This is a genomic window from Bradyrhizobium sp. 61 (assembly GCF_023073075.1).
Classification (GTDB): Bacteria; Pseudomonadota; Alphaproteobacteria; order Rhizobiales; family Xanthobacteraceae; genus Bradyrhizobium; species Bradyrhizobium barranii.
On record NZ_JADPIU010000085.1, the window covers coordinates 54,016 to 78,855 of the forward strand.

Consider the following 24,840-nt stretch of genomic DNA (forward strand, 5'->3'; position numbering starts at 1 on the left):
ATCTGGGTCAATCGGCTTTGGCGCAGTGCAGTAAAATGCAGCCCGCGCGGTGGGCTCGGCCTGATGCGGGGCAGCCGGTGCTTGGAGCGGTAGATGAAGGCTTCCGTGGTGACGATTGAGCCGAACGGGCATTTCTGTCGCGATTGTGCGGTCCGCGACTTCGCGGTGTGCTCGTCGCTGGACCCGGCCGAGCTCAGGGAATTCGAGCATCTGGGGCGCCGCGTCCTCTTTGACGGGGGCGAGACCGTCTTCTCCGAGGAGGACAGCACGACCTCGTTCTACAATCTCCTCGACGGCGTCATGCGGCTCTACAAGCTGTTGCCCGACGGTCGGCGGCAGATCGTGGGATTCGCGTTACCAGGCGATTTCCTGGGGATGAATATTTCCGGCCGTCACAATTTTTCGGCCGATGCGATCGGTGGCGTCACAGTGTGCCAGTTCGCGAAGGCGCCCTTCGGCCGCTTCGTCGAGAGCCGGCCGCACCTCCTCAGGCGGATCAACGAGCTGGCGATTCGCGAGTTGAGCCAGGCGCGCGACCACATGGTCCTGCTCGGCCGCCGATCGGCGGACGAGAAAGTCGCGACGTTTCTGCTCGCCTGGCGCGAGCGGCTATTCTCGCTGAAGGGGGCGTCGGACACGGTTCAGCTGCCGATGAGTCGTCAGGACATTGCCGATTATCTCGGCCTGACCATCGAAACCGTCAGTCGCACCTTCACCAAGCTGGAGCGACATGGGGTGATCGAGATCGTTCATGGCGGCATCAGCCTGCTCGATCCGGCGAAGGTCGAGGCCTTGGCTGCGGCCTGATCCGGCGCTCGCCAATTTTGATCCCAATCAATGACGGCGGTCGTGCGCCGCCAATAATGCCCAAAATAACAGGGGAGGGCATCATGCCGACTGACGCACTGCTGGTGACGATCGCTGTCGTGGTCGTTTTTGTCACATTCGCCGGGGCCTTGGCATGGGCAGACCGGCAAACCAGCGCAGGTCGCCCCGATTCGGACGCCAAGCACTGACGGTCCCGAGATCACAATCGCGTTTTACCGTGCTTGCCGCGGAGGCTTCCACGGCCAGCTCGCGGCCGTTCGGCAGCGCCTCAACGCAATGGTGCGCGCGATAGCTGCAACTCTGCATCGACCGGGACACATTGGCTCATCCCCCGGATGCCGCCTTGGCGCCCGACCGCGGCATTTTCGCCGTATTTGGCTCAAACCGTGCACATGCTTTCCGGTTGAAAAGCCTGCTAACGTTGACTACGCAGGAACTCCAGTGCCTCGCAGTCTTAGGAGCCGAGCGGCGTGCCTCAGGACAAGACCGGCGACCCCCGACAAGCGGCGGGCAACAAATTATCGGTCCTGCGCAAGCACCCGATCTTCGCGGATCTGGAGCCAGATGCGCTCGATCAGCTCTGCCGCTATGCCAAGCACACCACGGTGAAGCGCGGTGCGACGATCGCCGCCAAGGGCGATCCCGGCAACAACCTGTTCGCGGTGATCACGGGAACAGTGAAGATTTCCTCTTCGTCGCCGGATGGAAGGAACGCTATTCTCAATCTGATCGGTCCGGGAGAAATCTTTGGCGAGATCGCGGTTCTCGATGGCGCGCCGCGCTCGGCCGACGCGACTGCCAACACCAATTGCGAACTCTACATCATCGACCGCCGCGACTTCCTGCCATTCGTGAAGAGCCAGCCGGCGCTAGCGATGAAGTTCATCGAGCTGCTCTGCGCGCGCCTGCGCTGGACCAGCCAGCAGGTCGAGCAGGTGATCCTGCAAAATCTGCCGGGCCGGCTTGCGAGCGCGCTGCTCGGTCTCACCGAAGAGCGCAAGTTCGACTCCGGCAGCGGCACGCTCGCCATCACGCAGCAGGAGATCAGCGAGATGGTGGGGATGACGCGCGAGAGCATCAACAAGCAATTGCGCGCCTGGGCCGGCCGCAACTGGGTCCGTCTCGAGCACGGCGCCATCGTCGTGCTGGATACCGATGCGTTGCGCGACCTCGCCGCGAGCGGCCTGGACGGCGAGTGAGGCCTCAGACCTGATTGTCGACGATGGCGACCGCTCGGGTCCACCCTGCGGACGCTCGCTCGATCTTCACCGGGAAGCATGAGACCGTGAATCCAGTCGACGGCAGCTTGTCGAGATTGTGCAGCTTCTCGAGATGGCAATAGCCGATGTGTCGTCCCGCCTTGTGACCTTCCCAGATCAGGCCGGCATCTTTTGTTTCGGCATATTTCTTCGCGGTGTAGACGAACGGCGCGTCCCAGCTCCAGCCGTCGGTGCCGGTCAGCCGCACACCGCGTTCAAGCAGGTACATGGTGGCCTCATAGCCCATGCCGCAGCCGGAGTTGACGTAATCGGCCTGGCCGAATTTGGCGCCGGCGCTGGTGTTGACGACCACGATCTCCAGCGGCGACAGCGTGTGCCCGATCCGTTTCAGCTCCTTCTCGACGTCGTCGGCAGTCACCACGTACCCATCGGCCAGGTGGCGGAAGTCGAGCTTCACGCCGGGCTGCAGGCACCATTCGAGCGGCACCTCGTCGATCGTCCATGACCGCTCGCCGCGATTCATGGTCGGGTGGAAGTGCCAGGGCGCGTCGAGATGCGTGCCGTTGTGGGTGGACAGCGAGACCTGCTCGACCGCCCAGCCCTGGCCATCCGGCAAATCCTCCGCCTTGAGGCCGTCGAAGAACTGCAGCATGCGGGGCAGGCCCTGCTGGTGATCAATATACTGGATCGTCGGGTGATTGCCCGGCGGATCGGCCGTCACGTCGTTTCTGAGCGGCACGGAAATATCGATCAGCTTCCGCGGCATGGGCATTTCCCTCGCGATGTTCCGTTTCGGCGCATCTTGAGCGGGCTCTACCTCTGGCGTCAAGTAACGCCCCGGTGCAGGCGATTTCGGAAAAACGGGGCATTCGTCGATCGCGCCCTCGAAGTGATGCATGATCGATCGATGCAACTCCAGCATTGATCGATGCCGGATTTGGCTTGGACTCAGAATGCCGCCCGCCCTAGGGACGACGTTGGCGACATCGCGCTGATCAGCGCGCATCGCAAGGATGGGGCGACCGTCACGTCTGCACCTCCAAGCCGCAACCAATAGCGGTCGATTCTAAAACCAGAGGAACGTCCATGGATATGACGAGCATCGTCACCTCGCGTCCGGCATTGGCCGACGGCGAGGCGGGATTAAAGGGAAGCCGGCACCTGCCGCGCAAGTCCCCGCCGGAGAGGGCGCGATGAAGCTCGCACCTTTCCTCGCCGTGATCGTTCACCAGTCAAATCCGCTCGACTCCGCCGCGCAATCCTACCAAGGTGGTGCGTTTGCAACGCTTGACTTTACACCCGAAGTGGAGCGACCCAAGGCGGCCTGCAGCATCGGCCCGACAACGACATAATTAACTCAGGAGGAAGCCCCAGATGAAGACACTCACCGGCATCATCGCAGCCGCCGTACTGGCGGTCTCAGCGCCGCTGGCGACCGCACGCGATTTCCGCTCGGCCGACATCCACCCCGCCGATTATCCGACCGTCGAAGCCGTCAAGTTCATGGGCAAGCAGCTCGCAGCCGCGAGCGGCGGCAAGCTCGGTGTGAAGGTGTTTCCCAACGGAGCCCTGGGCTCGGAGAAGGACACCATCGAGCAGCTGAAGATCGGCGCGCTCGACATGATGCGGATCAACGCATCGCCGCTGAACAACTTCGTGCCCGAGACCATCGCGTTGTGCCTGCCCTTCGTGTTCCGGGACACGCAGCACATGCGCACGGTTCTCGATGGTCCGATCGGCGACGAAATCCTGGCGTCCATGGCGCCCGCGGGCCTGATCGGCCTTGCCTATTACGACAGCGGCGCCCGGTCCATTTACACCGTCAAGGCGCCGGTCAAATCGCTCGCCGACCTCAAGGGCCTGAAGATCCGCGTCCAGCAGTCCGACCTCTGGGTCGGCATGATCCAGAGCCTCGGCGCCAACCCGACACCGATGCCGTATGGCGAGGTCTATACCGCGCTCAAGACCGGCCTCGTGGACGCCGCCGAGAACAACTGGCCGTCCTACGAATCCTCGCGTCACTTCGAGGCCGCCAAGTTCTACAACGTCACCGAGCACTCGCTCGCGCCGGAAGTTCTCGTGATGTCCAAGACGGTCTGGGACACGTTGAGCAAGGAGGATCAGGCGATGGTCCGCAAGGCGGCCAAGGAATCGGTGCCCGTCATGCGCAAGCTCTGGGACGAGCGTGAGCAGGCCTCCCGCAAGACCGTCGAGGCGGCCGGCGTGCAGGTCGTAACGATCGCCAACAAAGCGGAATTCGTCGATGCGATGAAGCCGGTGTACGACAAGTTCGCCGGCGACGAGAAGCTGAAGGGCCTCGTCAAGCGGATCCAGGACACGAAGTAGGGCCACAGCGTCGGGTCCGGCGTCGCCGCGAGGCGGCGCCGGACCCCCGCAAGGAGACGCCGATGACAGACCCACATGTCGCAAGCCACGAGCAGGAGGTAACCGGCCGACCGTCGACCGGCTTGCTGTCGCGGATCAATGCCGTCGTTGCTCGCCTCGGCATGTATCTGTCCGTGACCGGCCTGCTCGTCATCGTCACCATCGTGTTCTACCAGGTGTTCGGACGTTACGTGCTCAATTCCAGCCCGACCTGGACGGAGAACCTTGCGCTGGTCCTGATCCTGTATGTCACGCTGATCGGCGCCGCCGTTGGCGTTCGCGACGCCGGACACATCGGCATGGACAGTTTGCTGGTGATGCTTCCGGATCATCTGCGAGAGAAGATCGAGCTCGTGATCCACGTTCTGGTCGCGCTGTTCGGCATTGCGATGGCCTATAACGGCTGGATCCTCGGAGCGTCGGTCGGAACCGTGAAGATCCCCAATCTCGGGCTCCCCGAGGTCATCCGCTACGTCCCGCTGATCGCCTCCGGCGTCCTGATCGTCTCCTTTTCAATCGAGCACATCATTGCGCTCCTACGCGGCGAAGAGGTCGTCCCCTCATGGAACTGATCATTCTCGGCGCAACCTTCTTCGGCTTCCTGATCCTCGGCGTACCCGTTGCCTTCGCGATCGGTCTCTCCGCGATCTGCACCATCCTCTACGAAGGCCTGCCGGTCGCAGTCATCTTCCAGCAGATGATGTCGGGGATGAACATCTTCTCCTTCCTCGCCATTCCGTTCTTCGTCTTCAGCGGTGAGCTCATGCTGCATGGCGGCGTCGCCGACAAGATCGTGCAGCTCGCCAAGAATCTCGTTGGGCACATCCGCGGCGGGCTCGGCATGTCGAACGTGGTCGCCTGCACGCTGTTCGGCGGCGTCTCCGGCTCGCCCGTGGCCGACGTGTCGGCGATGGGCGCGGTGATGATCCCGATGATGAAAAAGGAAGGGTTCGACACCGACTACGCCGTCAACGTCACCACCCACGCTTCGCTGGTCGGAGCGCTGATGCCGACCAGCCACAACATGATCATCTATGCGCTCGCTGCCGGCGGCAAGGTCTCGATCGGCGCGCTGATCGCCGCCGGACTTCTGCCGGCGATCGTGCTGATGGTGTGCATGCTGGTCGCCGCCTACGCGGTCGCGGTGAAGCGCGGCTATCCGGCCGGCAAGTTCCCGGGCTGGGCCGAGGTTTTCCGCTCGTTCGCAGCCGCGCTGCCCGGACTTCTGATCGTCGGCATCATCCTGGCGGGCATCCTGTCCGGTGTCTTCACCGCAACTGAGTCCGCTGCCGTCGCGGTCACCTACACGATCCTGCTGACCTTCTTCATCTACCGCACCATGACCCTGCCGAACTTCCTGCGGGCTGCCGCCAAGGCCGTGAAGACGACGGGCGTGGTGCTGCTGCTGATCGGCGTCTCCACCATGTTCCAGTATCTGATGGGGCTCTACGAGGTCGCCGACTTCGCCGGTGACTTGATGAGCAGGGTGTCCTCGCAGCCCTGGGTCATCTTCCTGCTCATCAACGTCATCCTGTTCGTGCTCGGCACGTTCATGGACATGGCGGCGACCATCCTGATCTGCACCCCGATCTTCCTGCCGATCGCGATGAAGGCGGGCATGGATCCGGTGCAGTTCGGCATGCTGATGCTGATCAACTGCGCGCTGGGGCTGAACACCCCGCCGGTCGGAACGACGCAATTCGTGGGCTGCGCCATCGGCGGCATCTCGGTGGGTGCGGTGATGCGCACCATCCTGCCGTTCTATGCTGCCCTGATCGCAGCTCTGATGTTCGTGACCTACGTCCCCGCGTTCTCGCTGTGGCTGCCCCGCCTGCTGATGGGCTACAAGGGATAGCAGCAACAGGGAGAATCCGTTCGTGACTGACTATCGCAAGCTCTTCGATCTCACCGGCAAGACCGCCGTGGTGCTCGGCGCCGCCTCGGGCATCGGCAAATCGTCGGCCGAGGCGCTGGCCGGGCTCGGCGCCCGCGTCGTTTGCGCAGATCGTGCGCTTGACGCCGCCGAGGCGACGGCAGCCGGAATTCGCGACAAGGGCGGCTGGGCGGAAGCAGCTAGCTGCGACGCCGCGAGTGCTGCGGACGTCAATGCGCTCGCCAAGATCGTCATGCAGAAATTCTCGCGGCTCGACATCGCCGTGACGACGCCCGGGCTCAACATCCGCAAGACCATCCTCGACTACACCGAGGAGGATCTCGACCGCGTCCTCAACCTCAACATCAAGGGCACCGTCTGGTTCTTCCAGGCCTTCGGCCGCATCATGGTCGAGCAGAAGGGCGGCAGCATCATCGCCTGCTCCTCGGTGCGCGCGGTGACCATCGAGCCCGGTCTTGGCGTCTATGGCTCGACCAAGGCGGCGATCGGCCTGCTGGTGAAGGGTTTTGCTTCAGAGGTCGGCCACGCCGGCGTCCGCGTCAACGCGATCGCGCCGAGCATTGCGGAGACCGCGCTGACCGGCCCGTTCAAGCAGCGGCCCGATATCTACAATCTCTATGCCGGCCATACCGTGTTCAACCGCTGGAGCAGCGCCGACGAGGTCGCGACGGCGGTCGCCTATCTTGCTTCTGATGCCGCGAGCTATGTCAGCGGCAGCACGCTGTTCGTCGACGGCGGCTGGACCGCCGTCGATGGGCCGCCGACCGGTCTCACCCAGTTGCACAAATAAGGCGGCCGTCGGCACCTAGCCGGTAAAGCCCATGCTCCGGCGCAGCTCCTTCCGGTCTGCGCCGGTCAATAGAGCGATAAGCGCGGCCGCTTCTGTCGGATGTGCGGCCCGCGCCGTCACGCCAGCCGTGTACATCGTCACGAGCTCGCAGCCCGGCGGCAGCGATCCTGACAGCGCGATGCCGTCGGTCGCGATGATCTCGGTCGCCTGGGTGCATCCGATCGGCTGAGTTGCGGTGGAATCAGCAAGCTCCCGCATCGCGGTCGCTCCGTTAGGAAAGATCTTGAGACGCGATGCGACCTCATAGGCGATCCCAAGTTGATCCAGCACTTTGGCGACATGCTGTCCCGCGGTCGAGGCTTTGGTGTCCGGAACGTAGATGGCATCCGCGGATCGCAGCACCTCGCGGAGATCGGCCTCAGTCTTCACCGTGACTTTCGGATCGCGGTTACGGACCGCCAGCGCGGTCTCGACCCGGCCGATATCTGCGATCGAGGAGGGGACGACGAGCCTCTCCGCGGCGAGCTTCGCAAGGAGGGCCTGCGTCAGGATCACGAGATCGGCCGGCGTCCCCGCGCGCAGCTTGTCGGCCATGATGCCGACCGCGCCGAACTCGCCGTCGATGCTGAGGCCGGTCTGCGTCTTGAAGGGCTCGCCGAGGCCGCGCACCAGGCCTTGCGCCGCGCCGCCGCTCAAAATGGTCACTGTCGTCACGATGCAAGCTCCATGGCTGCGATGATCCTATCGCGCGTGATCGGCAGGTCGCGCACGCGCACGCCGAGGCAGTCGTAGACCGCATTGGCGATCGCCGCCGTCACGGGGCCGTGCGCGGCTTCGCCGGCGCCCACCGGCTCGATCTCCGGCCGCTGGATGATTTCGACATCCACCGCCGGCACCTCTCTGAAGGTCAGGATCGGATAGTCCGTCCAAGATGTCGACGTGATGTGCGTGCAATCGAAGCGCACGCGCTCCTTCAGGACCCAGCTCGTGGCCTGGATCGCACCGCCCTCGATCTGGTTGATGACGCCGTCCGGATTGATGGCTTCGCCGACGTCGACCGCAAGCGTCAACCGCCTGACACGGATGTCGTCGTTGCCTTCGATCTCCGCGATCGCGGCGCAATAGGCGCCTGTGTTCTTGTAGCGGGCGAAGCCGACGCCATAGCCGATGCCAGACTGTTTTTGCGGTTTCCACTGCGCGCGCCGTGCCGCGGCGCGGATGACGTCGCTGGCGCGCTCGTCGCGGAGATGACGCAGGCGAAACGCGATCGGGTCCTCGCCGCGCAGGACCGCGATCTCGTCGAGTACGGATTCGATCGCGAACACATTGCCTTGCCCGCCCAGGGTCCGCAGTGCCGACGTGCGCACCGGCATCGTCAGCACCCGGTGGCTCGTGATGGTCCAGGCCGGGAGGTCGTAGAGTGGAACGGAGTTGCGGTCGCCGCCCCCGCCATTGGCGGCCGGTGGATTCGTCGAGATCATGCGCGGGTAGGGGTTCGCGATCTCGGTCGCCGCAAGCAGCGCCGGCTGCGCCGCGCGTCCCGGGCGCGCGGCATGGCCGTTGCTCCAGATTGCATGGCGCCAGCCGACGATCTCGCTGTCCGCATCGAGGTCGGCCTCGATCTCGATGGCCATCGCTGCGCCGAACGGCGCATGAGACATCTCGTCATGGCGCGACCACTGCACCCGCACCGGGCGGCCGCCGGCGGCTTTCGCCAGCAACACGGCATCGAGCGCGACGTCGTCGGCCGCATTGTGCCCGTAGCAGCCGGCCCCCTCCATATGCTCGACGACGATGTTCTCGGCCGGCAGCTCGAGCACGATCGCAAGATCGGCGCGCAGCAGATAGACGCCCTGGCTGTGGGTCCAGACATGGACACGCTCGCCGTCCCATTGCGCCATGGCGCAGGACGGCGCGATCGAGGCGTGTGCGATGTAGGGACGGGTGTATTGCAGGCGGAGGGTGCGCGCAGCTTTCTTCGTCGTTGACGCTGCTCTGGTGTCGATGACGGTGGTTTCGACCGGCTGGCTCTTCAGAAAGCCTGCAAGATCGTCTTCGTTGGGCAACAGCTCGCCGGCCGACCAGGCTGCGCCCTTGCGCAAGGCTTTCAGTGCGGCTTCCGCCGCAGCCTCGGTATCGGCAACCACGCCGGCAAAGCCGCCGTCGCGGACGATCGCGACGAGACCGGGAACGGCGCGCGCCGCCGTCTCGTCGAGCGCGATCAGTCTGGCACCCGAGATGTCAGGCCGCAGCACGCGGCCGTGTGCCAGGTCCGGCAGTGCGCGATCGTGAATGAAGCGCGGTCGCGCGAACACCTTGTCGGGAATGTCGACCCGCTGGACCGAATGTCCGGCGACACCGCGTGTGGCAGCGGGCTTCGCCACGACACCCGCGGTGGCGTCGCGGTCGAGCGAGACGTCGCCAGCCAGCTCCCAATAGCTGGTCCTGACATTGCCGGGACCCGAGATCGTGCCGTCATCGATATCGAGCAGCGCCGCATCGACGCCGAGACGCTCCGATGCAGCTGCGAGGAAGCGCTGGCGGACCTCGGCGCAGACGTGTCGCAGCGCGCGGCCGGACTGCTGGACCGAAAGGCTGCCCGAGGTGACGCCCTCGTTCGGGCTGGTCGCCGTCGAGGCGCGGATCAGCTCGATCCTGCCGATATCGACGTCGAGCTCGTCCGCGGCGATCTGCGCCAGCGCCGTGACGATGCCCTGGCCGATCTCGACCTTGCCGGGCGAAATTGCGACACCGCCTTCGCCGCTGAACCGCACCCAGGACGACAGCTTTGGATTGGCCGCGAGGCTAACCGGCAGTTTCGGGACGGGGGACGGCATACTCATGACGTCGCTGTCTCCGCTGCCGCGCGCAGCACGGCGCGGACCATGCGATTATGCGATCCGCAGCGGCAAAGATTGCGATCGAGCGCGGCTCTGACCTCGGTCTCCGTCGGCGAGGGATTGCGCTTCAGCAGCGCCGCCGCGCTGATCAGGATCCCCGAGACGCAATAGCCGCATTGCATCGCCTGCTCGGAGACGAAGGCGCGTTGCAGCGGATGCGGCTGCTCGGCCGTGCCGAGGCCCTCCACCGTGACGACGTTCTTGTCCGCCACTGACCACATCGGCATGTCGCAGGAGGCCATCGCGCGGTCGCCGACCATGACGTAACAGGCCCCGCACTCACCGGCTCCGCAGCCGAAATGCGCGCCCGTGACGCCGAGCCGGCCGCGCAGCACATCGAGCAGCGTCTGGTCGGGATCGGCCTCCACGGTCATCGCCGCGCCGTTGAGCTGAAATTGAATGGTCGGCATGATCGCTCTACGGCCTCAGGACTTGTCGAACTTCTTGACGACATCGGCCCATTTCTCGATATCGCCGCGAAGGAATTTGTCGAATTCCTCCGGTGTCATGGACATGGGTACGGCACCCTGCTCGGTCCAGAGCTTTACGATGTCCGGTCGCTTCACCATTGCGTTCACGGCGGCATTGAGCTTGTCGATGACGGGCTTCGGCGTGCCGGCCGGGGCCATCAGGCCAAGCCAGATCGTCGCCTCATAGCCTGCGACGCCGGCTTCGCCCGCGGTCGGCACGTTCGGCAGCACGGCCGAGCGCTCCTTGCCGGTGGTCGCGAGCGCGCGGACCTGGTTCTCGTCGATATTCGGCGCCATCGCCGGCACGGCGTCGATCATCATCTGCACCTGTCCACCGATCACGCCGCTGCGCGCCTCGCCGCTGTTGCGATAGGGCACGTGGACCACATCGATGCCGGCCATGGCTTTGAACAGCTCGCCGGCCATGTGATAGGGCGTGCCCTGGCCGGAGGAGGCGTAGTTCAGCTTGCCCGGCTGCGATTTGGCGAGCGCGATGAACTCCTGAAGAGTCTTCGCCGGAACCTGCGGGTTCACCACGATGACGAGGTCGGAGTAGTTCACCGGCGCGATCGGCGCGAGGTCGCGCATCAGCTCGTATTTGCGCTTGTCCGGCGTCAGGAGCGATTCATTCGCGGTCTGGGTGTTGGACATCATCAAAAGCGTGTAGCCGTCGGCCGGCGACTTTGCCGCTTCGACCGTGCCGATGACGCCGCCCGCGCCGGTGCGGTTCTCGACCACGAAGGGCTGGCCAAAGCTCTCCTGGAGTACGTTGCCGATCAGCCGAGCCGCGACGTCCGCCGGCCCGCCGGCGCCAAAGGGCACCACGATCCGGACGGCGTGGGTCGGGTAATCCTGTGCGAATGAGGGGGATGCCGAGAGTGCGGCGAACAGGCTTACGGCCGGCGCCAGCATAAAACGTCGGGCCATTATGCCCACCTCCCTGATGTCTTTCTTGTTGGCTGGCACTGTAGCGGCAGGGAACGTGGACTGTCGACGCCTCACAAAGCTGGTCGAACAGGGAATATCGGGCGGTTTTCGGTGTGATCCCGCAGCATTTCGCAGGCGCGGCAGGAACCGCGGGCGCGCGCGATTTGAGCAAATCGCATGGGCATTGCCGGATAAATGCCCTCGGCTGCCCGTTATTTTGGTGTTACGAATTTGGACATGAACCAGCACGCCAAGATCGAAATCCGCCATTCGACCTGTCCGCATGACTGCCCCTCGGCCTGCGCGCTCGATATCGAGGTGATCGAAGGCCGCAGCATTGGCCGCGTCCGAGGTTCGAAAAAGCAGACCTACACGGCTGGCGTCGTCTGCGCCAAGGTCGCCCGTTACGCCGAGCGCATCCATCACCCCGAGCGGCTGATGTATCCGATGCGCCGCACCGGGCCGAAGGGCTCCGGGCAGTTCGCACGGATCTCCTGGGACGAGGCGCTGGACGAGATCGCGGATCGCTTCAACCAGGCCGAGCGCGAGTACGGCGCGGAATCGATCTGGCCTTATTACTACGCCGGCACGATGGGGCTGGTGATGCGCGACGGCCTCAATCGCCTCACGCATGTGAAGAAATACTCGCGCTTCTATCAGACCATCTGCGCCAATGTCGGGCGCATCGGGTTCGCGATCGGCACCGGCAAGATTGCCGGCGTGGATCCGCGCGAGATGGCGCTCTCCGATCTCGTCGTGATCTGGGGCACCAACCCGGTCAACACGCAGGTCAACGTGATGACGCATGCTGCCCGTGCTCGCAAGGAGCGCGGCGCCAAGATTGCCGCTGTCGACATCTACGACAACGAGACCATGAAGCAGGCTGACATCAAGATCATCCTGCGGCCCGGCACCGATGGCGCCTTCGCGTGCGGCGTGATGCATGTCCTGTTCCGCGATGGCTACGCCGACCGCGCCTATATGGACAAGTACACGGACTGCCCCGATGAGCTCGAGGCGCATCTGAAGACGCGCACGCCGGAGTGGGCGTCCGCGATCTGCGGCGTGCCGGCGTCCGAGATCGAGGCCTTCGCGAAACTGGTCGGCGAGACCAAGCGGACCTTCTTCCGGCTCGGCTACGGCTTCACCCGCTCGCGCAACGGCGCCACGCAAATGCATGCGGCGCTCTGCGTTCCCGCGGTGACCGGCGCCTGGCAGTATGAAGGCGGTGGCGCCTTCTTCAACAATTACGCGCTGTGGCATTTCAATGAATCCCTCATCGAGGGCCACGACGCGATCGATAAGACCACGCGGGCGCTCGACCAGTCGCAGGTCGGTCGCATTCTTACCGGCGACGCCGAAGCCTTGCTCGGCAAGGGGCCGATCAAGGCGATGCTGATCCAGAACACCAATCCGATGACGGTGGCACCGGAGCAGGCGCTGGTGCGTCAGGGGTTTGCGCGCGAGGATCTGTTCGTGGCGGTGCACGAGCAGTTTATGACCGAGACGGCCGAGATGGCCGACATCGTGCTGCCGGCGACCATGTTCATGGAGCATGACGATCTCTATTACGGCGGCGGCCACCAGCACATCTCGGTCGGGCCGAAGCTGATCGACCCGCGCGGCGAATGCCGCTCCAACCATCAGGTCATGCAGGCGCTGGCGCCGCGGCTTGGCGCGAAGCATCCGGGCTTCGAGATGACGCCGCGCGAATTGATCGACGCGACGCTGAAGCTCAGCAACCACGGCGATATCGCTGGTCTCGAAGCCGACATCTGGCGCGACCTGCAACCGGACTTCAGGACCTCGCATTATCTCGACGGCTTTGCCCATGCCGACAAGAAATTCCATTTCAAGGCCGATTGGGCGCATCCGCCGTTCGGCCAGACGATGGGCGATTTCGACAAGATGCCGTCGCTGCCGGACCATTGGGCGGTGATCGAGCATACCGATCAAGCCCACCCGTTCCGGCTCGCGACCAGTCCATCGCGCAGCTTCCTCAACACCACCTTCAACGAGACGCCGTCCTCGCAGGCGCGCGAAGGCAGAGCGAGCGTGATGATCCATCCGCTGGATGCGGCCGCGCTCGACATCGCCGACGGCGACGCCGTGACGCTCGGCAACACCCGCGGCGAAACCACGCTGCTCGCAACGCTGTTCGACGGCGTGCGGCGCGGCGTGCTGATCGCGGAATCCGTTCACCCGAACAAGAATCATATCGGCGGCCGCGGCATCAACGTGCTGACTGGAGCCGATACGATCGCGCCGATCGGGGGAGCTGCATTCCACGACAACAAGGTCTGGATCAGGAAAACGGTCTCGGCCTGAGCGCACGCTTCGCTCGCCCGCCAATTTGTGTCGAGGCGCTAAAGCAAGGCCTCGCTACAGATTGCCCTTGCGCCTGCCGCCCGAGCTGCCGCAAATGGCTGCAAACGGGAGCAAGGAAGCGAGCGTACCATGACCGACACCACAGCAATCATCACCGAAAAGCGTGGGCAGGCGTTCTGGATCACCATCAACCGGCCGGAGAAGCGCAACGCGCTGAACGGCGAGGTCATCGCCGGCATCACCAAAGGCTATCGCGACGCGCATGACGACAAGGACGTCCGCGTCATCGTGCTGACGGGGGCAGGCGACAAGGCGTTCTGCGCCGGCGCCGACTTGCAGAATTCCGGCGCGGCGTTCGCGATGGATCATTCCAAGCCGAATGTCGACTATGCCGATCTGCTGCGGTTGTCGCAGAACGCGACGAAGCCGGCGATTGCGCGGGTCGGTGGCGTCTGCATGGCCGGCGGCATGGGCCTGTTGTGCATGACCGACATGGCGATTGCGGCCGATCACGTCATCTTCGGCCTGCCGGAGGTGAAGGTCGGCGTATTCCCGATGCAGGTGCTGAGCCTGTTGCAGAGCATCGCGCCGCCGCGACTCGTCAACGAATGGGCTCTCACCGGCGAGCCGTTCGACGCGAGAGCGGCGCAAGCTGCGGGCCTGCTCAACTACGTGGTGCCCACAGCTGAGTTGGATGCCAAGGTCGACTGGCTGATCGGCCGCATCGTTGACAAATCTCCGACCGCGATCCGTCGCGGCAAGTATGCCATGCGCGCCATCGCCTCGATGTCGTTCGACGAGAGCATCGCCTACACCGAAAGCCAGATCGCGCTGCTCGCAATGACCGAGGACGCGAAGGAAGGCCTGAAGGCGTTCGGCGAGAAGAGGAAGCCGGTCTGGACGGGAAAATAGGCGATCATTTCATTTACATTCGTTAGATGCCGCGGTCGCCCGATACACCTTCATTCCAAGGGATGATTGGCATTCAGTCGAACAAAGAGCGATCTTGCCCGCTCCTCGCGACGTTTCTTGGTGGCTCTGATCAATTGCTTTCCGGTGCGCTTGGCGTAGGTTGGCAGTTGGCGGCTCGATCTATGACGGCCAGCGGCGCGCAACTCTGCATCCGTGAGATCGCTGTCGGCGCCTTCGGTGAATCCTCCGTGCCGGAAGGAAGTAAAGGAAAGTTCCTGACGAAGGCCAGCCTCCGCGATTATCTTCTTTACCACGCTGCGCAGATAGCGCAGGTCTTTGCGTGGGGTAATCCATGGAAGCGGGGTTTCTGACCGGCGATGGGCATGGTCGCGTCGGAATACCAGGCCCGAGAGCGAGGTCTTTTTAATCTCGTCGAGCTCTTCCATAAGTTCGGGAAAGAGAGGGGCGTCCGTTTCGTCTAGCAGCGGCCACCAGGCTTCCTCTCCATTCTTTGGATGCACGATCCTGACGCTATTTGGTCGCTCGCTTGGGCGATAGTGCGAAATGTCGAAGGCGCCGAAGACGTGCTGCTCCCGCTGTAACCACTCCCATGCCAACAAAGCAGCAGTTCCGATCGAGCGGTAGTCAAGCTTTGTCGCGGCGGCTCTGAAAGCGACAAGTTCATCCCACGTTGCGGTCGGCGTGGGCCGTATTGGCCGTCCGGGTGCACTTGATTTTAGTCCCATCCGTGAAAATGGATTGCTCGCCGGTACCATCTTTTCCTGGGCGCGCTGGCCAACGAACCAGGCGCGCCGGCAGCTCGCCATGGCCACATTTGCATAACGTCGACGTTCGCGGACGATTACCTCTCCATTGCTACCTACTTTTGTTACTACTAGCAGCTTTCCATAGACTGCGTCGACGAAGGCCTTTGTGAAATCGGACAATTGCTTCGACCCAACACGACTTCCATCTTTCAACTCGTGATTGGCGAAGAGTGCGAGGCTTTTCCTGTACTGACGCTGAGTGTTGCTGTCGATTTCGTCCCACTTCTGGTGAGCCTGGAAGATGCTGACTAGCCAATCGAACGTGCCCGGTTCGGGAGAGGCGGCGATCATGTCACTTAAGCCCCGCGAGCGCCAACTTTCGAACGCGGGCAAGAGAACTTTATCCACCCGCTCGACGGCACTGGCGTAATCGCTTCCTAACGCTTCAGGGCCTAAACCGCAGCCCTGTCGACGAGCCCAGGTTGGCGGCTCGAAATAATAGGCTATCCTATTGTTCGCTAGTATTTTTCGTCGACAATATCGAGGAAGTGTTGGTGCTGTATCAAATGACATCATACGAGGCATAATAGGTCCTCCGCTTCTCGAAGATGTCTTGTCCCGATCGGCGCTGCAAACTGGTCCATGATCGCCTTCGACCAAACTGGCTGCCGCAGCCGTCCTGTTCCGCGCCAGCTGACGGGTGGCGGTGCATGCCCTCGACCGATTGCGCGCGCGAGCTCGCCTGTGTTTCCAAAGTCCAGATAGGCTGCGGCCATGTCTGCTCTCATCATCGCGGGCCAGGTTCCAGCGGGTGGATAGCGGGCAGGCAGCGGAGAGCGGGGTGAAAGTGGGAGGTCTGATCTCACTGCTGGGTGCCGCTTGGTGCAATAAGAGCCGATCTCAGAAGAACTACGTCCGATTTGGAAGATCTAGATTTCGTCCGTGGAGTGAGAGTGGACGCCGATCACACAGGGACTTCTACAGTGGGAGATGTTGTCTCTCTAGTGCGCGGCGCGGCCTAGCGGTGATAGGCCAGATTAGCGCGCGAAAAGGAGGGCTTGGAGCGCAGGCTCGAGGAAAGGCAATTTTGATCGATGAAATCCAAAAGGTGGAAATAGTTAAAAGTCTCGGCGCACGGTTGTCGGTTGGGCCCGCTAGCAGGCAGTCAACTGCTTTGGATGCATCATCAATGGCCCATCCGACAGATTCGCTGGCGGCCGTGCATTGAGGTATCGGATCGATTTCGAGTGTTGGAATTGGGAATGCGCACTGCGACGGACCGGCTTTGATTGATACAGGACTTACCGCGTGCTCGGCCGACCTCGGTTCGACCGCGGGCCTGCGGAAAGTGCGGCAGTTATGAGGATCCGTGGTGGCGCGGACAACCTGATGCCACGTCAACACATGGGTACCTGATATGAAGAAAGTTGATATGGCGAAGCTGCTGAGCAGCTGCTGGCGGCGACCGATTGGCTGCCTACGTTCTTGAGGGCAGCGAAGCCGCAAGAGCGGACAGACACATCAACCAGCGTGAGTGACGGCTTCTCGCAAGCAGCCGAGTAACATTTTGGATTGGGACCGCGAGTGCCGCCCGGCTCATTCCAAAATTTCGGCGGCGCGCCTGATCGGCGCGCGGCCATTTTCGATAGATGTAAAGCGGCGGCTGCTCGGAGAGCCTCCGACTTGGATGAGGGGGTATGATCCTGGTATCCGTCGCCTTGCGTCATCCAGAACTGTGCAGTGTCGCTCGACCTTTTTCCGCGATGATGTGGATGAGGTCGGACGACTTAATTATGGAGTGACGACGGTGTCGAGATTGCTATCGAGCCGTGACCCCCGACGTGTCTTTGATCCAGCAGCAGTGAATGTTTTTGGGAGCGCCAATGTTCGCGCCGGGTACGTCTTTCCCGCCGTTGATACGCAATCGTCAGCAAGTGTTCGACTGATCCCGCGGTGTCCTTGTGCAGCACCAGCACCGGCCGTCATGTTGTTTCCGACAGATCGTTCAAGGGCGCGGCCAACGCAACCTCGAATGGGCTGATCAGGCCCGAGGACCGGCAAGAGCCTCGATCGCCTTCCCGCAACGGCTGCGCCTGCTTTTTTCCCTGCCGCGAAGAGGCGGCATTCCTCGCGGAAGACAAAAAAGCAGGCTTATCGCCGTCCTCCGCTGTGCTGCGGGCCTGACGGCTGCGGGCCGATCGCTCCCCGGGCCAAAGATCGCCATCGAGGCCGCGATGGACGCGGCCCGAACAACCAACGGAGACTACCATGGCTATCATCGGCACCTTCACCGCTGCGGACAACGGCTACATCGGCTCGATCAAGACGCTGACACTGAACATCAAGGCCAGGTTCGCCGCCTTCGAGAAGGACAACGACAAGGCGCCCGACTACCGCATCTTTGCCGGCGTGACCGAGTTCGGCGCGGCCTGGAAGAAGACCGCCCGCGACAGCGATCGCGAATACCTCTCGGTCAAGCTGGACGATCCGAGCTTTCCGGCGCCGATCTACGCCTCGCTGGTGAAAGTCGAAGGCGGGGAGGGCTTCATCCTGATCTGGTCTCGCCACAACGGCGACTGATCCCCCCGGAGATCCTCGGCCCCGCCTCCTCCGGAGGCGGGGCTTTTTTTGCGTTTCTTTTGCCGCTATGCAGGGAAGCAGGGGAGAGCATTTCTCTTCAAGAGAATTGCTAAGGGCTCGGCCCTCGCGCGGGCAAGGGTGAAGCACGCTGACGCGTGCCGACAGGACCGGTATCCCCGGACTTCCGCGCCATGATCTCTTGACGACCAAGGTCGTCAGGGCGCGTGCAGACGCGCGCTCGATTAGCGCGCCCCTTTTGGGCGGGTGATCCCCCTCCGGTCCTGCCGCCCTGGCCCTTGCTACCCCAGGTCTCGCCGACGGGCAGGGTTGCAGCGCAGCGCTGCGCTTCAACCTCGGCCCAAAGGAATAAGACCGTGAACATGATGTCTGTGTCTCAGAACGAGCCGCCTGCCACCGCGGGCTTCCGGGTGGATGTATCGCGTGGCCAGCGGATCGGCCGCGTATCGTCCGAGTGGTTTGCTCGGCCAGATGACGAACGCTATCTGAACCTCCCGGACCTCTATGACGTGGTACGCGGTCGCGCAGAGCGTGCGCAAGCGCGAACCGTGGAAAGCCGGGCCATCAAGGTGGAAGCGAGTCGGGACAATCCCGAGCGGTTGGCTCTGGTTGTGCCGGGACGTGACGAGACCGTGGCGCCGACACATTGGAGCTTTGGTCAATTGTGCACGCTCGTCGGTGCACCGACCTCTTACATGCGGCAACTTCATGCCGCGCTATCGGCCATCAACCTGCAACACGGCCTGCTGTCCCATCGCGCCGAGCTCGTGAAAACCTTGGAGGCCGAAAACGGATGGATCGAGCTTCGCGCAGTCACCGGACCTGACTACGGCCGCATCTGGGACCATGAGCTTGTGGCTGCCGTCATGAAGATCGCGGGCGTTGGCACGGGTGATACGCGCTGGAAGGTCCCGGGTGTGCTAGATTGGTCAAGCATGACCTACAATCCCCTGATCGACATCACCGAGGAGACGACGACGCTTTACGCCAGCGATCGGGACGTCTTTCTGTTTCTGGTCGACGATATGAATCCAATCGAAGCAGGACGTTTGGCGGATGGGTCACCGGATTTGTATTTCCGGGGATTTTACTGCTGGAATAGCGAGGTCGGCAGCAAAACACTGGGAATCGCGAGCTTCTATCTCCGAGCGGTTTGCATGAACCGTAACCTGTGGGGCGTGGAGAATTTCGAGGAAATCACGATCCGGCATTCGAAATTCGCGGCGCAGCGGTTTGCCCATGAAGCTGCGCCAGCACTGACCCGCTTTGCCAATTCCTCGCCAGGGCCGTTCGTGGCGGGAATCAAGGCCGCACGGGAGCGGATCATTGCCCGGACCGACGAGGATCGCGAGACTTTCCTGCGTAAGGGTGGGTTCTCTAAGTCCGACGCCACGAAGATCATCGAGACAGTCTTGTGCGAGGAACGCCGCAAGCCCGAAAGCATCTTCGACTTCGTGCAGGGGATTACTGCGTTCGCGCGCGGCAAGGTTCATCAGGACGCGCGTCTTGAACTCGAAGGCAAGGCAAAGCGTTTGATGGAGCGTGCCATCTAATGGGATAAGTCGCGCAGTCGGTAGGGCTGCGCGGCTTTCCTCCTAAGGGGGTGCGTCGCCGCCGACCGGCAAGCCAGATCGGCGGCGCGGACGCATACTTGCGTCCGGGGGCCCGCCGGGCCTCCGGCCCGGCTCGCGAATCAAGCGGCGCCTATTTGGCGCGAGCTCTTTTAGTGGTTCGCTTTAAAAACTCATCAGGTTCGACATCCAGCTTATCGGCGAGACGACCAATGACCTTGATGCTGACGTGGTACACGCCCTTTTCAAGCTGACTCAAATAACTCCGGCTTATCTTGGCTTCCAACGCAAGTTCGTCTTGAGACCATCCCTTGCCATTGCGTAGACGACGCAAGTTTGTGGCGAATGTCTCCCGCAGATCCATGCGAGAAAGGATGCCGCTTGCTCAGTATATTGCACCTCGATATACTTAACAAAGCGCGTTTTCATGAGCCGTTACACCAGTAAACTCGGCTTAGTCTTCTAACCGTGAGATCATGCAGACTCCGCCGCTCGATCCCAACGTGGCTGACTTGGCTCCCACCGAACCCGCGCTGACATCGTACGATGAGCAGCACGCAATAACTTACGTTCGGCTTCTGCAGGCGGAAGGTGAGGGGGCTGACTGGCGGGAAGTAGCCCGAATAGTCTTACATATTGATCCAGACAGTGAGCCGGACCGCGCCCTCAACGCTTACCGAAGTCATCTTTCTCGCGCTAAGTGGATGTCCGAACAGGGGCGTCTATTTCGTGGCAAGGGCACAAATTAGAAGAAATCCATCCCCGCGAAGACTTGGCTAAAAATCCCTTTCTCCCGTTGAGCCGTGGTGCACCTGGAGCACCACATGGTGCTCAAATAGGGACTTCCCACAACCGAATCGATCACAATTATTGCGCCGCAATCTCTGTTGGTTGCGTGCAATGGAATGAAGTCATGCCTGAGTTTGACTGGCGCTCGCCGGAGTCCTACCGAAGCCTTCAAGATGCAGAAATTACCGACATCGCCTGGGAATGCCTGCGTCGCAATACGGATTATCAACGCGATTACGACGCGATGATTGCGAGGAGCCAGGACGGTCAAGTGACGCCCGAATTCAGGAGGAAGTGGGGTATCTGCTTTCGCCCATGACCCTCGGCGGTCATTCGGGGAAGAGACCATCTATTGGGCGCCCGAGGTTCTTCCGACAGTCGTTCCAATCGCAGTAGCGCCGCCATCTCTCGATCAAATGGCCGTATCTCCGCGACCCCTTGAACTTGCGGCCGGGCAGCTGCGCCGCGAGAATGATGGTTGGCACGCGGTGCTGCGCATTGGCGCGGTCGACCATCGCGTCTGGTCGAGGGAACCGCCGAGTATCGGCGCCCACTACGTGACCGAGTTGCCGTTCGATCGCGACTTCGAGGCGCGGGCCTACGCAGCGCGACGGTTGTGGCGCGCCATGAATGGACGGCCGGCCGGCCAGGCCTTTCATGAGCTATCCCAGCAGAAGCGCGAGCGCTTGAGCGCCGCCCTGCGTGCGCTCGACGTTCATGGTGCCGGCGGCACCTATCGCGTCGTCGCAGCAACACTCTTTGGCCAAAAGCGGGTCCCCGATCGTGCGTGGAAAACGCACGATCTTCGCAATCGAACTATCCGTCTGGTGCAGAGCGGCGCCGCGTTAATGCGCGGCGGCTATCGCAAACTATTGCGACCGGTGCGCAAAGACTTCTAGCGCCTCTCTCTAGGGGGATCGAAAACGGCCCGATCAATCTCCGGCATCCCCCTCCGACATCGCCCTTCTCCATGATGACCGCACACAAGCCGGCACCGCCGCGCGCTGCGAGTGTCACCCTGGAGTTCTCAAATGCCCGATCTGATGGCTGGTCTACCACCGCGCTTCCTGCGAACCCCGGAGGCCGCGCGCTATCTCGGGCTCTCCGGTCGCACGCTAGAGAAGCATCGGACGTACGGGACTGGGCCGACTTATCGGAAGATCGGTGGACGTGTCGTCTACGCTTTGGACGATCTGAAAGCCTGGGCCGATCGCGGCGCCAAGACGTCGACGTCCGATCCCGGCAAGGGGACGGTGTTGCCCGCCAAGAAGCAGTCAGGCTTACGCCCGTATGCGGGCCAGGAACGCCGCTGATTCACGTCGGAAGCAAAGATCATGCGGCACAAACACCGTTCCGAGCGCGATCAGCTCGAACTCTTTCGGGCATTGCCCGGCGATCTGGCGCGCCGCGATGCGCAGGATCTGAAGGCATATCCGTTCTTCTCGCTCGCAAAGACGCAGCGGATTGTGCCGATCGATTTTCGTGCCGGGTCAATCTCCATTCGCGTCGAAACCGTGCCCGAGCACGGCATGGCCACTATTTGGGATGCTGACGCACTGATCTGGGCCGCGTCCCAGATTGTCGAAGCTCGTGATGCCGGCTTAAGGACCTCTCGGTTGATGGCTGCAACGCCTTACGAGATTCTGACGTTTGTGGGCCGTGGGACGAGTGCGCGAGATTATGCCTGGCTGAAGGCCGGTCTCGACAGGCTGCAGTCGACGACGGTGATGACGTCGATCCGTCAGCCGACTGAGCGGCGGCGTCATCGTTTCTCGTGGATCAACGAGTGGCGGGGGACAGCCGATGCAAACGGCCGTCCACTCGGGCTCGAACTGATCCTGCCGGATTGGTTCTATGCCGGCGTCATCGATGATGCGTTCGTGCTGGCGGTTGATCGCGCTTATTTCGATCTGACGGGCGGAGTTGACCGATGGCTCTATCGTCTCGTCCGCCAGCACGGCGGTCATCAGGCAGTGGCTGGAGCTTTGACCTTGTGCATCTCCATGCCAGGTCCGGCGGCCTCTCTCCGCTCAAGCACTTTGCATACGATGTGCGCGAAGTGGTCAGCCAGCAGATGCCCGGCTACGAGCTAGTCCCCACGCGCGATCAGAACGGGGCTGAACTGTCGAACTTCAAGCCCATCGCCGTGGCGGCGCTATTTGCGAGACTTCGCAAGCGCGGTCTCATTCCAAACTCGGAGGACAATCTGTGAATCAGCTCGTGCCATCGGGGACCACGACCCTCGTGCCATCGGGGACCGGATCCTCGTGCTATCAGGGACCGGAATCGGGCCCAGGGGCTTGTTTCTCCGCGCTTTCCTGGCGCTCTAACTCTACTAACTGGAAATACTTCGGATTTCTTCTAACGGACCGCTCCAAAGCCCGTGATGGGCTCGTTCGTCAACGACAGTGTGGCCTCCAAACCGAGGGAGCCGCTGCATGAGCGATCTCACGCAAGTAGAGGTGCTGTGGCTCGAGAAGCGTATCGAGAATCGTGTTCGCTTCGGTCGCATCGCTGAGGAGCAGAGGATCGATCAATCGCGGCGCATCCTGTCTTTCGCGCCGGGCAGCATCTTTGCCTTCGTCCGCTGGACGTCCAACGACTTTGGAACACTCATTTCGCGCGTCGATGTCTTGCGAGCGGTCGCGCCGGGACAGCGCTGCTCGACCGTGCCCTATGTGAAGCCCGGGGCGGAGAGTTTGCTGCGGCTGGTCGGCTGGCAAAAAGTCGAACGGGTGCTGCAGGCGATCGACGCCATTGAGGCTCTTAGCATCAATCCGGCGGATGTCGCCCCTGATCATTGGCAGCACGTTCACAACCGGCTCTCGGTCAACGAAAACCCGCGCGCGTATACGAAGGCTCGTCATCAGGCTTGGCTCCATCGGCAGAGGATCATGCGATGATGGGGGGCCTGAAGACACTGACCATGACATCTGCGGGAGTGGCTGCGCTTGCCATAACGGTGATCGCAGACATAAGCCCGCTCTACATCTGGAACGCATCGCCGGGTGTCGCGATTGGGCTCTACCGCTTGCGATCCGTCGAAGAGTTTTACGTCACAGAGTTGGTGGCGGTTCGGCCACCCGAGCCGCTTGCGACCATTCTTGATCTGAACGGCTATCTGCCAATCGGCGTCCCCATGCTCAAGCGGGTACTGGCGCTGCCCGGACAAACGGTTTGCAGGCACGGTGTCTCAATCTCGGTCGACGCCATCGTCATGGGTGAGGCACGAGAACGCGACGGGCGAGGCCGACCTCTGCCGAACTGGCAGGGTTGTCGAGCCGTCGGCGAGGGCGAACTCTTCCTCATGAATTGGCAGTCTGACGACTCGCTGGATGGCCGCTACTTCGGCGTTCTACCCGCATCGGCTGTGATCGGCCGTGCGCGCCCCGTGTGGACCTGGGAGGAATGATCTTGGTCCTTCCATACTTTCGATCTGTCATTCGTCTGTTCGATCAGTTGCGGCACCATTCCTCCGTCCCGACCGAAAATTGTAATGCCGTCGCGCGCAGCGGCAGTCCAGGGCGGCCGAACGGCCGGTGCGAAGCAGCTTTACCCTGGGCGGTCGCGAGCACGGTGGCATGCTTGGGGTTATGGTGGGTGAGCACTTGGGCCGTCGTGCCACTGCTGTTCGCACTGTCGATAGACTGTCGTTTTGCACGCGCCGACGAACAAGAGGTCGCGCATCCGACGAGGGGCCAGACCACCGGCCGGTTCGAGCATTTCGTCGGCGAAGCCGCGCAGCGGTTCGCCATTCCCGTGCAGTGGATTCAATTAATCCTGCGGATCGAGAGCGCTGGAGATGCGCGCGCCAAATCGGACAAGGGCGCAATAGGGCTGATGCAGATCATGCCAGCGACGTGGACCGGACTTCGCCTGCGCTATGCTCTGGGAAATGATCCGTACGACCCGCACGACAACATACTGGCTGGTTCGGCATATCTAAGAGAGCTCTTTGACCACTACGGCTTTCCGGGTGCGTTCGCAGCCTACGACGCCGGGCCGGTGCGTTACGAACAGCATCTTGCGGGCGACACTTTGCCGGTTGAGACGCGAGGCTATGTGAGCAGGATTGTTGCTGAGTTGGACGCCGCATCCGCTTCGACGTCGCCTGCCGATGCACGTCTATGGTTGGCTTCGCCGATCTTTCCTGCACAATCTGACGGAATGGGCGCCGCCGGCCGGCAGCAACCGACCGCGTCAAGACTGCACACGCCGTCGGTGATCGTTCCGAAGCCAACCGGAATGTTTGTCGCAAGGCTTGATGCGGGAGAGGGGCGATGACCCGTTACGCAATCTTGCGAATAGTCATGTGCTGCTCGAAGAAGTCTGCGGAGACTTGGAGATCGGTAGGAGATACGACGTATGCGTCCGGTTCTTGCACGTCAGTCAGGTCTTGACATGAATCTCTGGTTTCCAAAGCCACGGCAGCAGTTCGTCGAGACGGTTGATCGGATGTCC

The 24,840-nt window shown here is 62.4% G+C and carries 26 protein-coding genes and 1 pseudogene; 20 read left to right on the forward strand and 7 right to left on the reverse strand.

Translation table 11 applies throughout. The features are described 5' to 3' along the window. The first annotated feature begins 93 nt into the window (after positions 1-93). From IVB46_RS36240 to IVB46_RS36245, 3 genes are all read left to right on the forward strand, one after another. Positions 94-807 carry a helix-turn-helix domain-containing protein gene (locus tag IVB46_RS36240; RefSeq protein ID WP_208087833.1) on the forward strand — a complete coding sequence of 238 codons (714 nt, stop codon included), beginning with the start codon at positions 94-96 and terminating at the stop codon, positions 805-807. A gap of 83 nt (positions 808-890) precedes the next feature. Then, on the forward strand, positions 891-1,016 hold the full coding sequence (locus tag IVB46_RS44975; RefSeq protein WP_256461316.1) for a hypothetical protein: 126 nt from the start codon (positions 891-893) through the stop codon (positions 1,014-1,016). Between the two features lie 282 nt (positions 1,017-1,298). After that, positions 1,299-2,027, forward strand: a complete 729-nt coding sequence (locus IVB46_RS36245; RefSeq protein WP_028149678.1) for a Crp/Fnr family transcriptional regulator — start codon at positions 1,299-1,301, stop codon at positions 2,025-2,027. A 4-nt stretch (positions 2,028-2,031) separates the two neighbouring features. Here the strand turns inward: IVB46_RS36245 and IVB46_RS36250 are convergent, their stop codons facing one another. Beyond that, positions 2,032-2,814 carry a cyclase family protein gene (locus tag IVB46_RS36250; RefSeq protein WP_071917324.1) on the reverse strand — a complete coding sequence of 261 codons (783 nt, stop codon included), beginning with the start codon at positions 2,812-2,814 and terminating at the stop codon, positions 2,032-2,034. A 427-nt stretch (positions 2,815-3,241) separates the two neighbouring features. Between IVB46_RS36250 and IVB46_RS36255 the strand changes: the two genes are divergently transcribed. From IVB46_RS36255 to IVB46_RS36275, 5 genes are all read left to right on the forward strand, one after another. Beyond that, positions 3,242-3,400, forward strand: coding sequence for a hypothetical protein (locus IVB46_RS36255; protein ID WP_208087832.1), 159 nt, complete (start codon positions 3,242-3,244; stop codon positions 3,398-3,400). Between the two features lie 22 nt (positions 3,401-3,422). Further along, the gene (locus IVB46_RS36260) at positions 3,423-4,394 is read left to right on the forward strand and encodes a TRAP transporter substrate-binding protein (RefSeq protein ID WP_071911867.1); all 972 of its coding nucleotides are present in this window, start codon (positions 3,423-3,425) and stop codon (positions 4,392-4,394) included. A gap of 62 nt (positions 4,395-4,456) precedes the next feature. Continuing rightward, entirely contained in the window at positions 4,457-5,005 is a 549-nt protein-coding gene (locus IVB46_RS36265) for a TRAP transporter small permease (RefSeq protein WP_208087831.1), read from the forward strand. Further along, the gene (locus IVB46_RS36270; protein ID WP_208087830.1) at positions 4,996-6,288 is read left to right on the forward strand and encodes a TRAP transporter large permease; all 1,293 of its coding nucleotides are present in this window, start codon (positions 4,996-4,998) and stop codon (positions 6,286-6,288) included. Before IVB46_RS36265 ends, IVB46_RS36270 begins: the two co-directional genes overlap by 10 nt. Positions 6,289-6,310: 22 nt before the next feature. After that, positions 6,311-7,117 (forward strand): SDR family oxidoreductase, encoded by an 807-nt coding sequence (locus IVB46_RS36275; RefSeq protein WP_247303232.1) that lies wholly within the window; start codon positions 6,311-6,313, stop codon positions 7,115-7,117. 15 nt (positions 7,118-7,132) lie between these two features. Here the strand turns inward: IVB46_RS36275 and IVB46_RS36280 are convergent, their stop codons facing one another. Genes IVB46_RS36280 through IVB46_RS36295 form a run of 4 tightly spaced genes read right to left on the reverse strand, consistent with a single transcriptional unit; the run spans position 7,133 to position 11,414 of the window. After that, positions 7,133-7,831 carry a substrate-binding domain-containing protein gene (locus IVB46_RS36280; RefSeq protein ID WP_208087829.1) on the reverse strand — a complete coding sequence of 233 codons (699 nt, stop codon included), beginning with the start codon at positions 7,829-7,831 and terminating at the stop codon, positions 7,133-7,135. Continuing rightward, entirely contained in the window at positions 7,828-9,954 is a 2,127-nt protein-coding gene (locus IVB46_RS36285) for a molybdopterin cofactor-binding domain-containing protein (protein WP_208089506.1), read from the reverse strand. Before IVB46_RS36285 ends, IVB46_RS36280 begins: the two co-directional genes overlap by 4 nt. Before the next feature lie 2 nt (positions 9,955-9,956). Then, positions 9,957-10,427: a (2Fe-2S)-binding protein gene (locus IVB46_RS36290; protein ID WP_247303230.1), complete on the reverse strand. Its 471-nt coding sequence runs from the start codon at positions 10,425-10,427 to the stop codon at positions 9,957-9,959. A 15-nt stretch (positions 10,428-10,442) separates the two neighbouring features. Continuing rightward, positions 10,443-11,414 carry a tripartite tricarboxylate transporter substrate binding protein gene (locus tag IVB46_RS36295; RefSeq protein WP_247303228.1) on the reverse strand — a complete coding sequence of 324 codons (972 nt, stop codon included), beginning with the start codon at positions 11,412-11,414 and terminating at the stop codon, positions 10,443-10,445. 237 nt (positions 11,415-11,651) lie between these two features. Between IVB46_RS36295 and IVB46_RS36300 the strand changes: the two genes are divergently transcribed. Beyond that, complete coding sequence (locus tag IVB46_RS36300) at positions 11,652-13,742, forward strand: molybdopterin oxidoreductase family protein (RefSeq protein ID WP_247344691.1); 2,091 nt, start codon at positions 11,652-11,654, stop codon at positions 13,740-13,742. Between the two features lie 129 nt (positions 13,743-13,871). Then, positions 13,872-14,654, forward strand: a complete 783-nt coding sequence (locus tag IVB46_RS36305) for an enoyl-CoA hydratase/isomerase family protein (RefSeq protein ID WP_208087826.1) — start codon at positions 13,872-13,874, stop codon at positions 14,652-14,654. Positions 14,655-14,704: 50 nt separating this feature from the next. Here IVB46_RS36305 and IVB46_RS36310 read toward each other — a convergent pair whose 3' ends face one another. Beyond that, the gene (locus IVB46_RS36310; RefSeq protein WP_247303224.1) at positions 14,705-15,772 is read right to left on the reverse strand and encodes a hypothetical protein; all 1,068 of its coding nucleotides are present in this window, start codon (positions 15,770-15,772) and stop codon (positions 14,705-14,707) included. 1,917 nt (positions 15,773-17,689) lie between these two features. Between IVB46_RS36310 and IVB46_RS36315 the strand changes: the two genes are divergently transcribed. Together IVB46_RS36315 and IVB46_RS36320 are read left to right on the forward strand one after the other, a co-directional pair. Continuing rightward, positions 17,690-18,001, forward strand: coding sequence for a DUF736 domain-containing protein (locus IVB46_RS36315; RefSeq protein ID WP_038958597.1), 312 nt, complete (start codon positions 17,690-17,692; stop codon positions 17,999-18,001). Positions 18,002-18,381: 380 nt separating this feature from the next. After that, positions 18,382-19,572: a DUF932 domain-containing protein gene (locus IVB46_RS36320; RefSeq protein ID WP_247303291.1), complete on the forward strand. Its 1,191-nt coding sequence runs from the start codon at positions 18,382-18,384 to the stop codon at positions 19,570-19,572. Positions 19,573-19,723: 151 nt separating this feature from the next. Here IVB46_RS36320 and IVB46_RS36325 read toward each other — a convergent pair whose 3' ends face one another. Continuing rightward, the gene (locus tag IVB46_RS36325; protein WP_038958600.1) at positions 19,724-19,954 is read right to left on the reverse strand and encodes a helix-turn-helix transcriptional regulator; all 231 of its coding nucleotides are present in this window, start codon (positions 19,952-19,954) and stop codon (positions 19,724-19,726) included. Positions 19,955-20,066: 112 nt separating this feature from the next. Between IVB46_RS36325 and IVB46_RS36330 the strand changes: the two genes are divergently transcribed. From IVB46_RS36330 to IVB46_RS36365, 8 genes and pseudogenes are all read left to right on the forward strand, one after another. Next, a complete protein-coding gene (locus tag IVB46_RS36330; protein WP_080584123.1) occupies positions 20,067-20,339 on the forward strand; it encodes a DUF2285 domain-containing protein in 273 nt (90 codons plus the stop codon). A gap of 164 nt (positions 20,340-20,503) precedes the next feature. Beyond that, entirely contained in the window at positions 20,504-20,698 is a 195-nt protein-coding gene (locus IVB46_RS36335) for a DUF6499 domain-containing protein (RefSeq protein WP_038958601.1), read from the forward strand. Between the two features lie 97 nt (positions 20,699-20,795). After that, on the forward strand, positions 20,796-21,278 hold the full coding sequence (locus tag IVB46_RS36340) for a DUF2285 domain-containing protein (RefSeq protein WP_080584124.1): 483 nt from the start codon (positions 20,796-20,798) through the stop codon (positions 21,276-21,278). A 132-nt stretch (positions 21,279-21,410) separates the two neighbouring features. Continuing rightward, complete coding sequence (locus tag IVB46_RS36345; RefSeq protein WP_038958603.1) at positions 21,411-21,692, forward strand: helix-turn-helix domain-containing protein; 282 nt, start codon at positions 21,411-21,413, stop codon at positions 21,690-21,692. Positions 21,693-21,713: 21 nt separating this feature from the next. After that, positions 21,714-22,591: pseudogene (locus IVB46_RS36350) on the forward strand (replication initiator protein A). A gap of 226 nt (positions 22,592-22,817) precedes the next feature. Beyond that, entirely contained in the window at positions 22,818-23,282 is a 465-nt protein-coding gene (locus IVB46_RS36355) for a DUF2840 domain-containing protein (RefSeq protein WP_038958604.1), read from the forward strand. Further along, positions 23,279-23,791: a S26 family signal peptidase gene (locus tag IVB46_RS36360; protein ID WP_247344693.1), complete on the forward strand. Its 513-nt coding sequence runs from the start codon at positions 23,279-23,281 to the stop codon at positions 23,789-23,791. Before IVB46_RS36355 ends, IVB46_RS36360 begins: the two co-directional genes overlap by 4 nt. 188 nt (positions 23,792-23,979) lie before the next feature. Further along, positions 23,980-24,663 (forward strand): lytic transglycosylase domain-containing protein, encoded by a 684-nt coding sequence (locus IVB46_RS36365; RefSeq protein ID WP_247303214.1) that lies wholly within the window; start codon positions 23,980-23,982, stop codon positions 24,661-24,663. Positions 24,664-24,840 lie beyond the last annotated feature (177 nt).

What these genes read in the sequence shown, in the direction of transcription:
- IVB46_RS36240 (WP_208087833.1), top strand. Translation starts at nt 94, where the DNA reads ATGAAGGCTTCCGTGGTGACGATTGAGCCGAACGGGCATTTCTGTCGC.
- IVB46_RS44975 (WP_256461316.1), top strand. Translation starts at nt 891, where the DNA reads ATGCCGACTGACGCACTGCTGGTGACGATCGCTGTCGTGGTCGTTTTT.
- IVB46_RS36250 (WP_071917324.1), bottom strand. Translation starts at nt 2,814, where the DNA reads ATGCCGCGGAAGCTGATCGATATTTCCGTGCCGCTCAGAAACGACGTG.
- IVB46_RS36255 (WP_208087832.1), top strand. Translation starts at nt 3,242, where the DNA reads ATGAAGCTCGCACCTTTCCTCGCCGTGATCGTTCACCAGTCAAATCCG.
- IVB46_RS36260 (WP_071911867.1), top strand. Translation starts at nt 3,423, where the DNA reads ATGAAGACACTCACCGGCATCATCGCAGCCGCCGTACTGGCGGTCTCA.
- IVB46_RS36265 (WP_208087831.1), top strand. Translation starts at nt 4,457, where the DNA reads ATGACAGACCCACATGTCGCAAGCCACGAGCAGGAGGTAACCGGCCGA.
- IVB46_RS36270 (WP_208087830.1), top strand. Translation starts at nt 4,996, where the DNA reads ATGGAACTGATCATTCTCGGCGCAACCTTCTTCGGCTTCCTGATCCTC.
- IVB46_RS36285 (WP_208089506.1), bottom strand. Translation starts at nt 9,954, where the DNA reads ATGCCGTCCCCCGTCCCGAAACTGCCGGTTAGCCTCGCGGCCAATCCA.
- IVB46_RS36290 (WP_247303230.1), bottom strand. Translation starts at nt 10,427, where the DNA reads ATGCCGACCATTCAATTTCAGCTCAACGGCGCGGCGATGACCGTGGAG.
- IVB46_RS36295 (WP_247303228.1), bottom strand. Translation starts at nt 11,414, where the DNA reads ATGGCCCGACGTTTTATGCTGGCGCCGGCCGTAAGCCTGTTCGCCGCA.
- IVB46_RS36300 (WP_247344691.1), top strand. Translation starts at nt 11,652, where the DNA reads ATGAACCAGCACGCCAAGATCGAAATCCGCCATTCGACCTGTCCGCAT.
- IVB46_RS36305 (WP_208087826.1), top strand. Translation starts at nt 13,872, where the DNA reads ATGACCGACACCACAGCAATCATCACCGAAAAGCGTGGGCAGGCGTTC.
- IVB46_RS36310 (WP_247303224.1), bottom strand. Translation starts at nt 15,772, where the DNA reads ATGATCGCCGCCTCTCCCGAACCGGGCACGTTCGATTGGCTAGTCAGC.
- IVB46_RS36315 (WP_038958597.1), top strand. Translation starts at nt 17,690, where the DNA reads ATGGCTATCATCGGCACCTTCACCGCTGCGGACAACGGCTACATCGGC.
- IVB46_RS36320 (WP_247303291.1), top strand. Translation starts at nt 18,382, where the DNA reads ATGATGTCTGTGTCTCAGAACGAGCCGCCTGCCACCGCGGGCTTCCGG.
- IVB46_RS36325 (WP_038958600.1), bottom strand. Translation starts at nt 19,954, where the DNA reads ATGGATCTGCGGGAGACATTCGCCACAAACTTGCGTCGTCTACGCAAT.
- IVB46_RS36330 (WP_080584123.1), top strand. Translation starts at nt 20,067, where the DNA reads ATGCAGACTCCGCCGCTCGATCCCAACGTGGCTGACTTGGCTCCCACC.
- IVB46_RS36335 (WP_038958601.1), top strand. Translation starts at nt 20,504, where the DNA reads ATGCCTGAGTTTGACTGGCGCTCGCCGGAGTCCTACCGAAGCCTTCAA.
- IVB46_RS36340 (WP_080584124.1), top strand. Translation starts at nt 20,796, where the DNA reads ATGGCCGTATCTCCGCGACCCCTTGAACTTGCGGCCGGGCAGCTGCGC.
- IVB46_RS36345 (WP_038958603.1), top strand. Translation starts at nt 21,411, where the DNA reads ATGCCCGATCTGATGGCTGGTCTACCACCGCGCTTCCTGCGAACCCCG.
- IVB46_RS36355 (WP_038958604.1), top strand. Translation starts at nt 22,818, where the DNA reads ATGAGCGATCTCACGCAAGTAGAGGTGCTGTGGCTCGAGAAGCGTATC.
- IVB46_RS36360 (WP_247344693.1), top strand. Translation starts at nt 23,279, where the DNA reads ATGATGGGGGGCCTGAAGACACTGACCATGACATCTGCGGGAGTGGCT.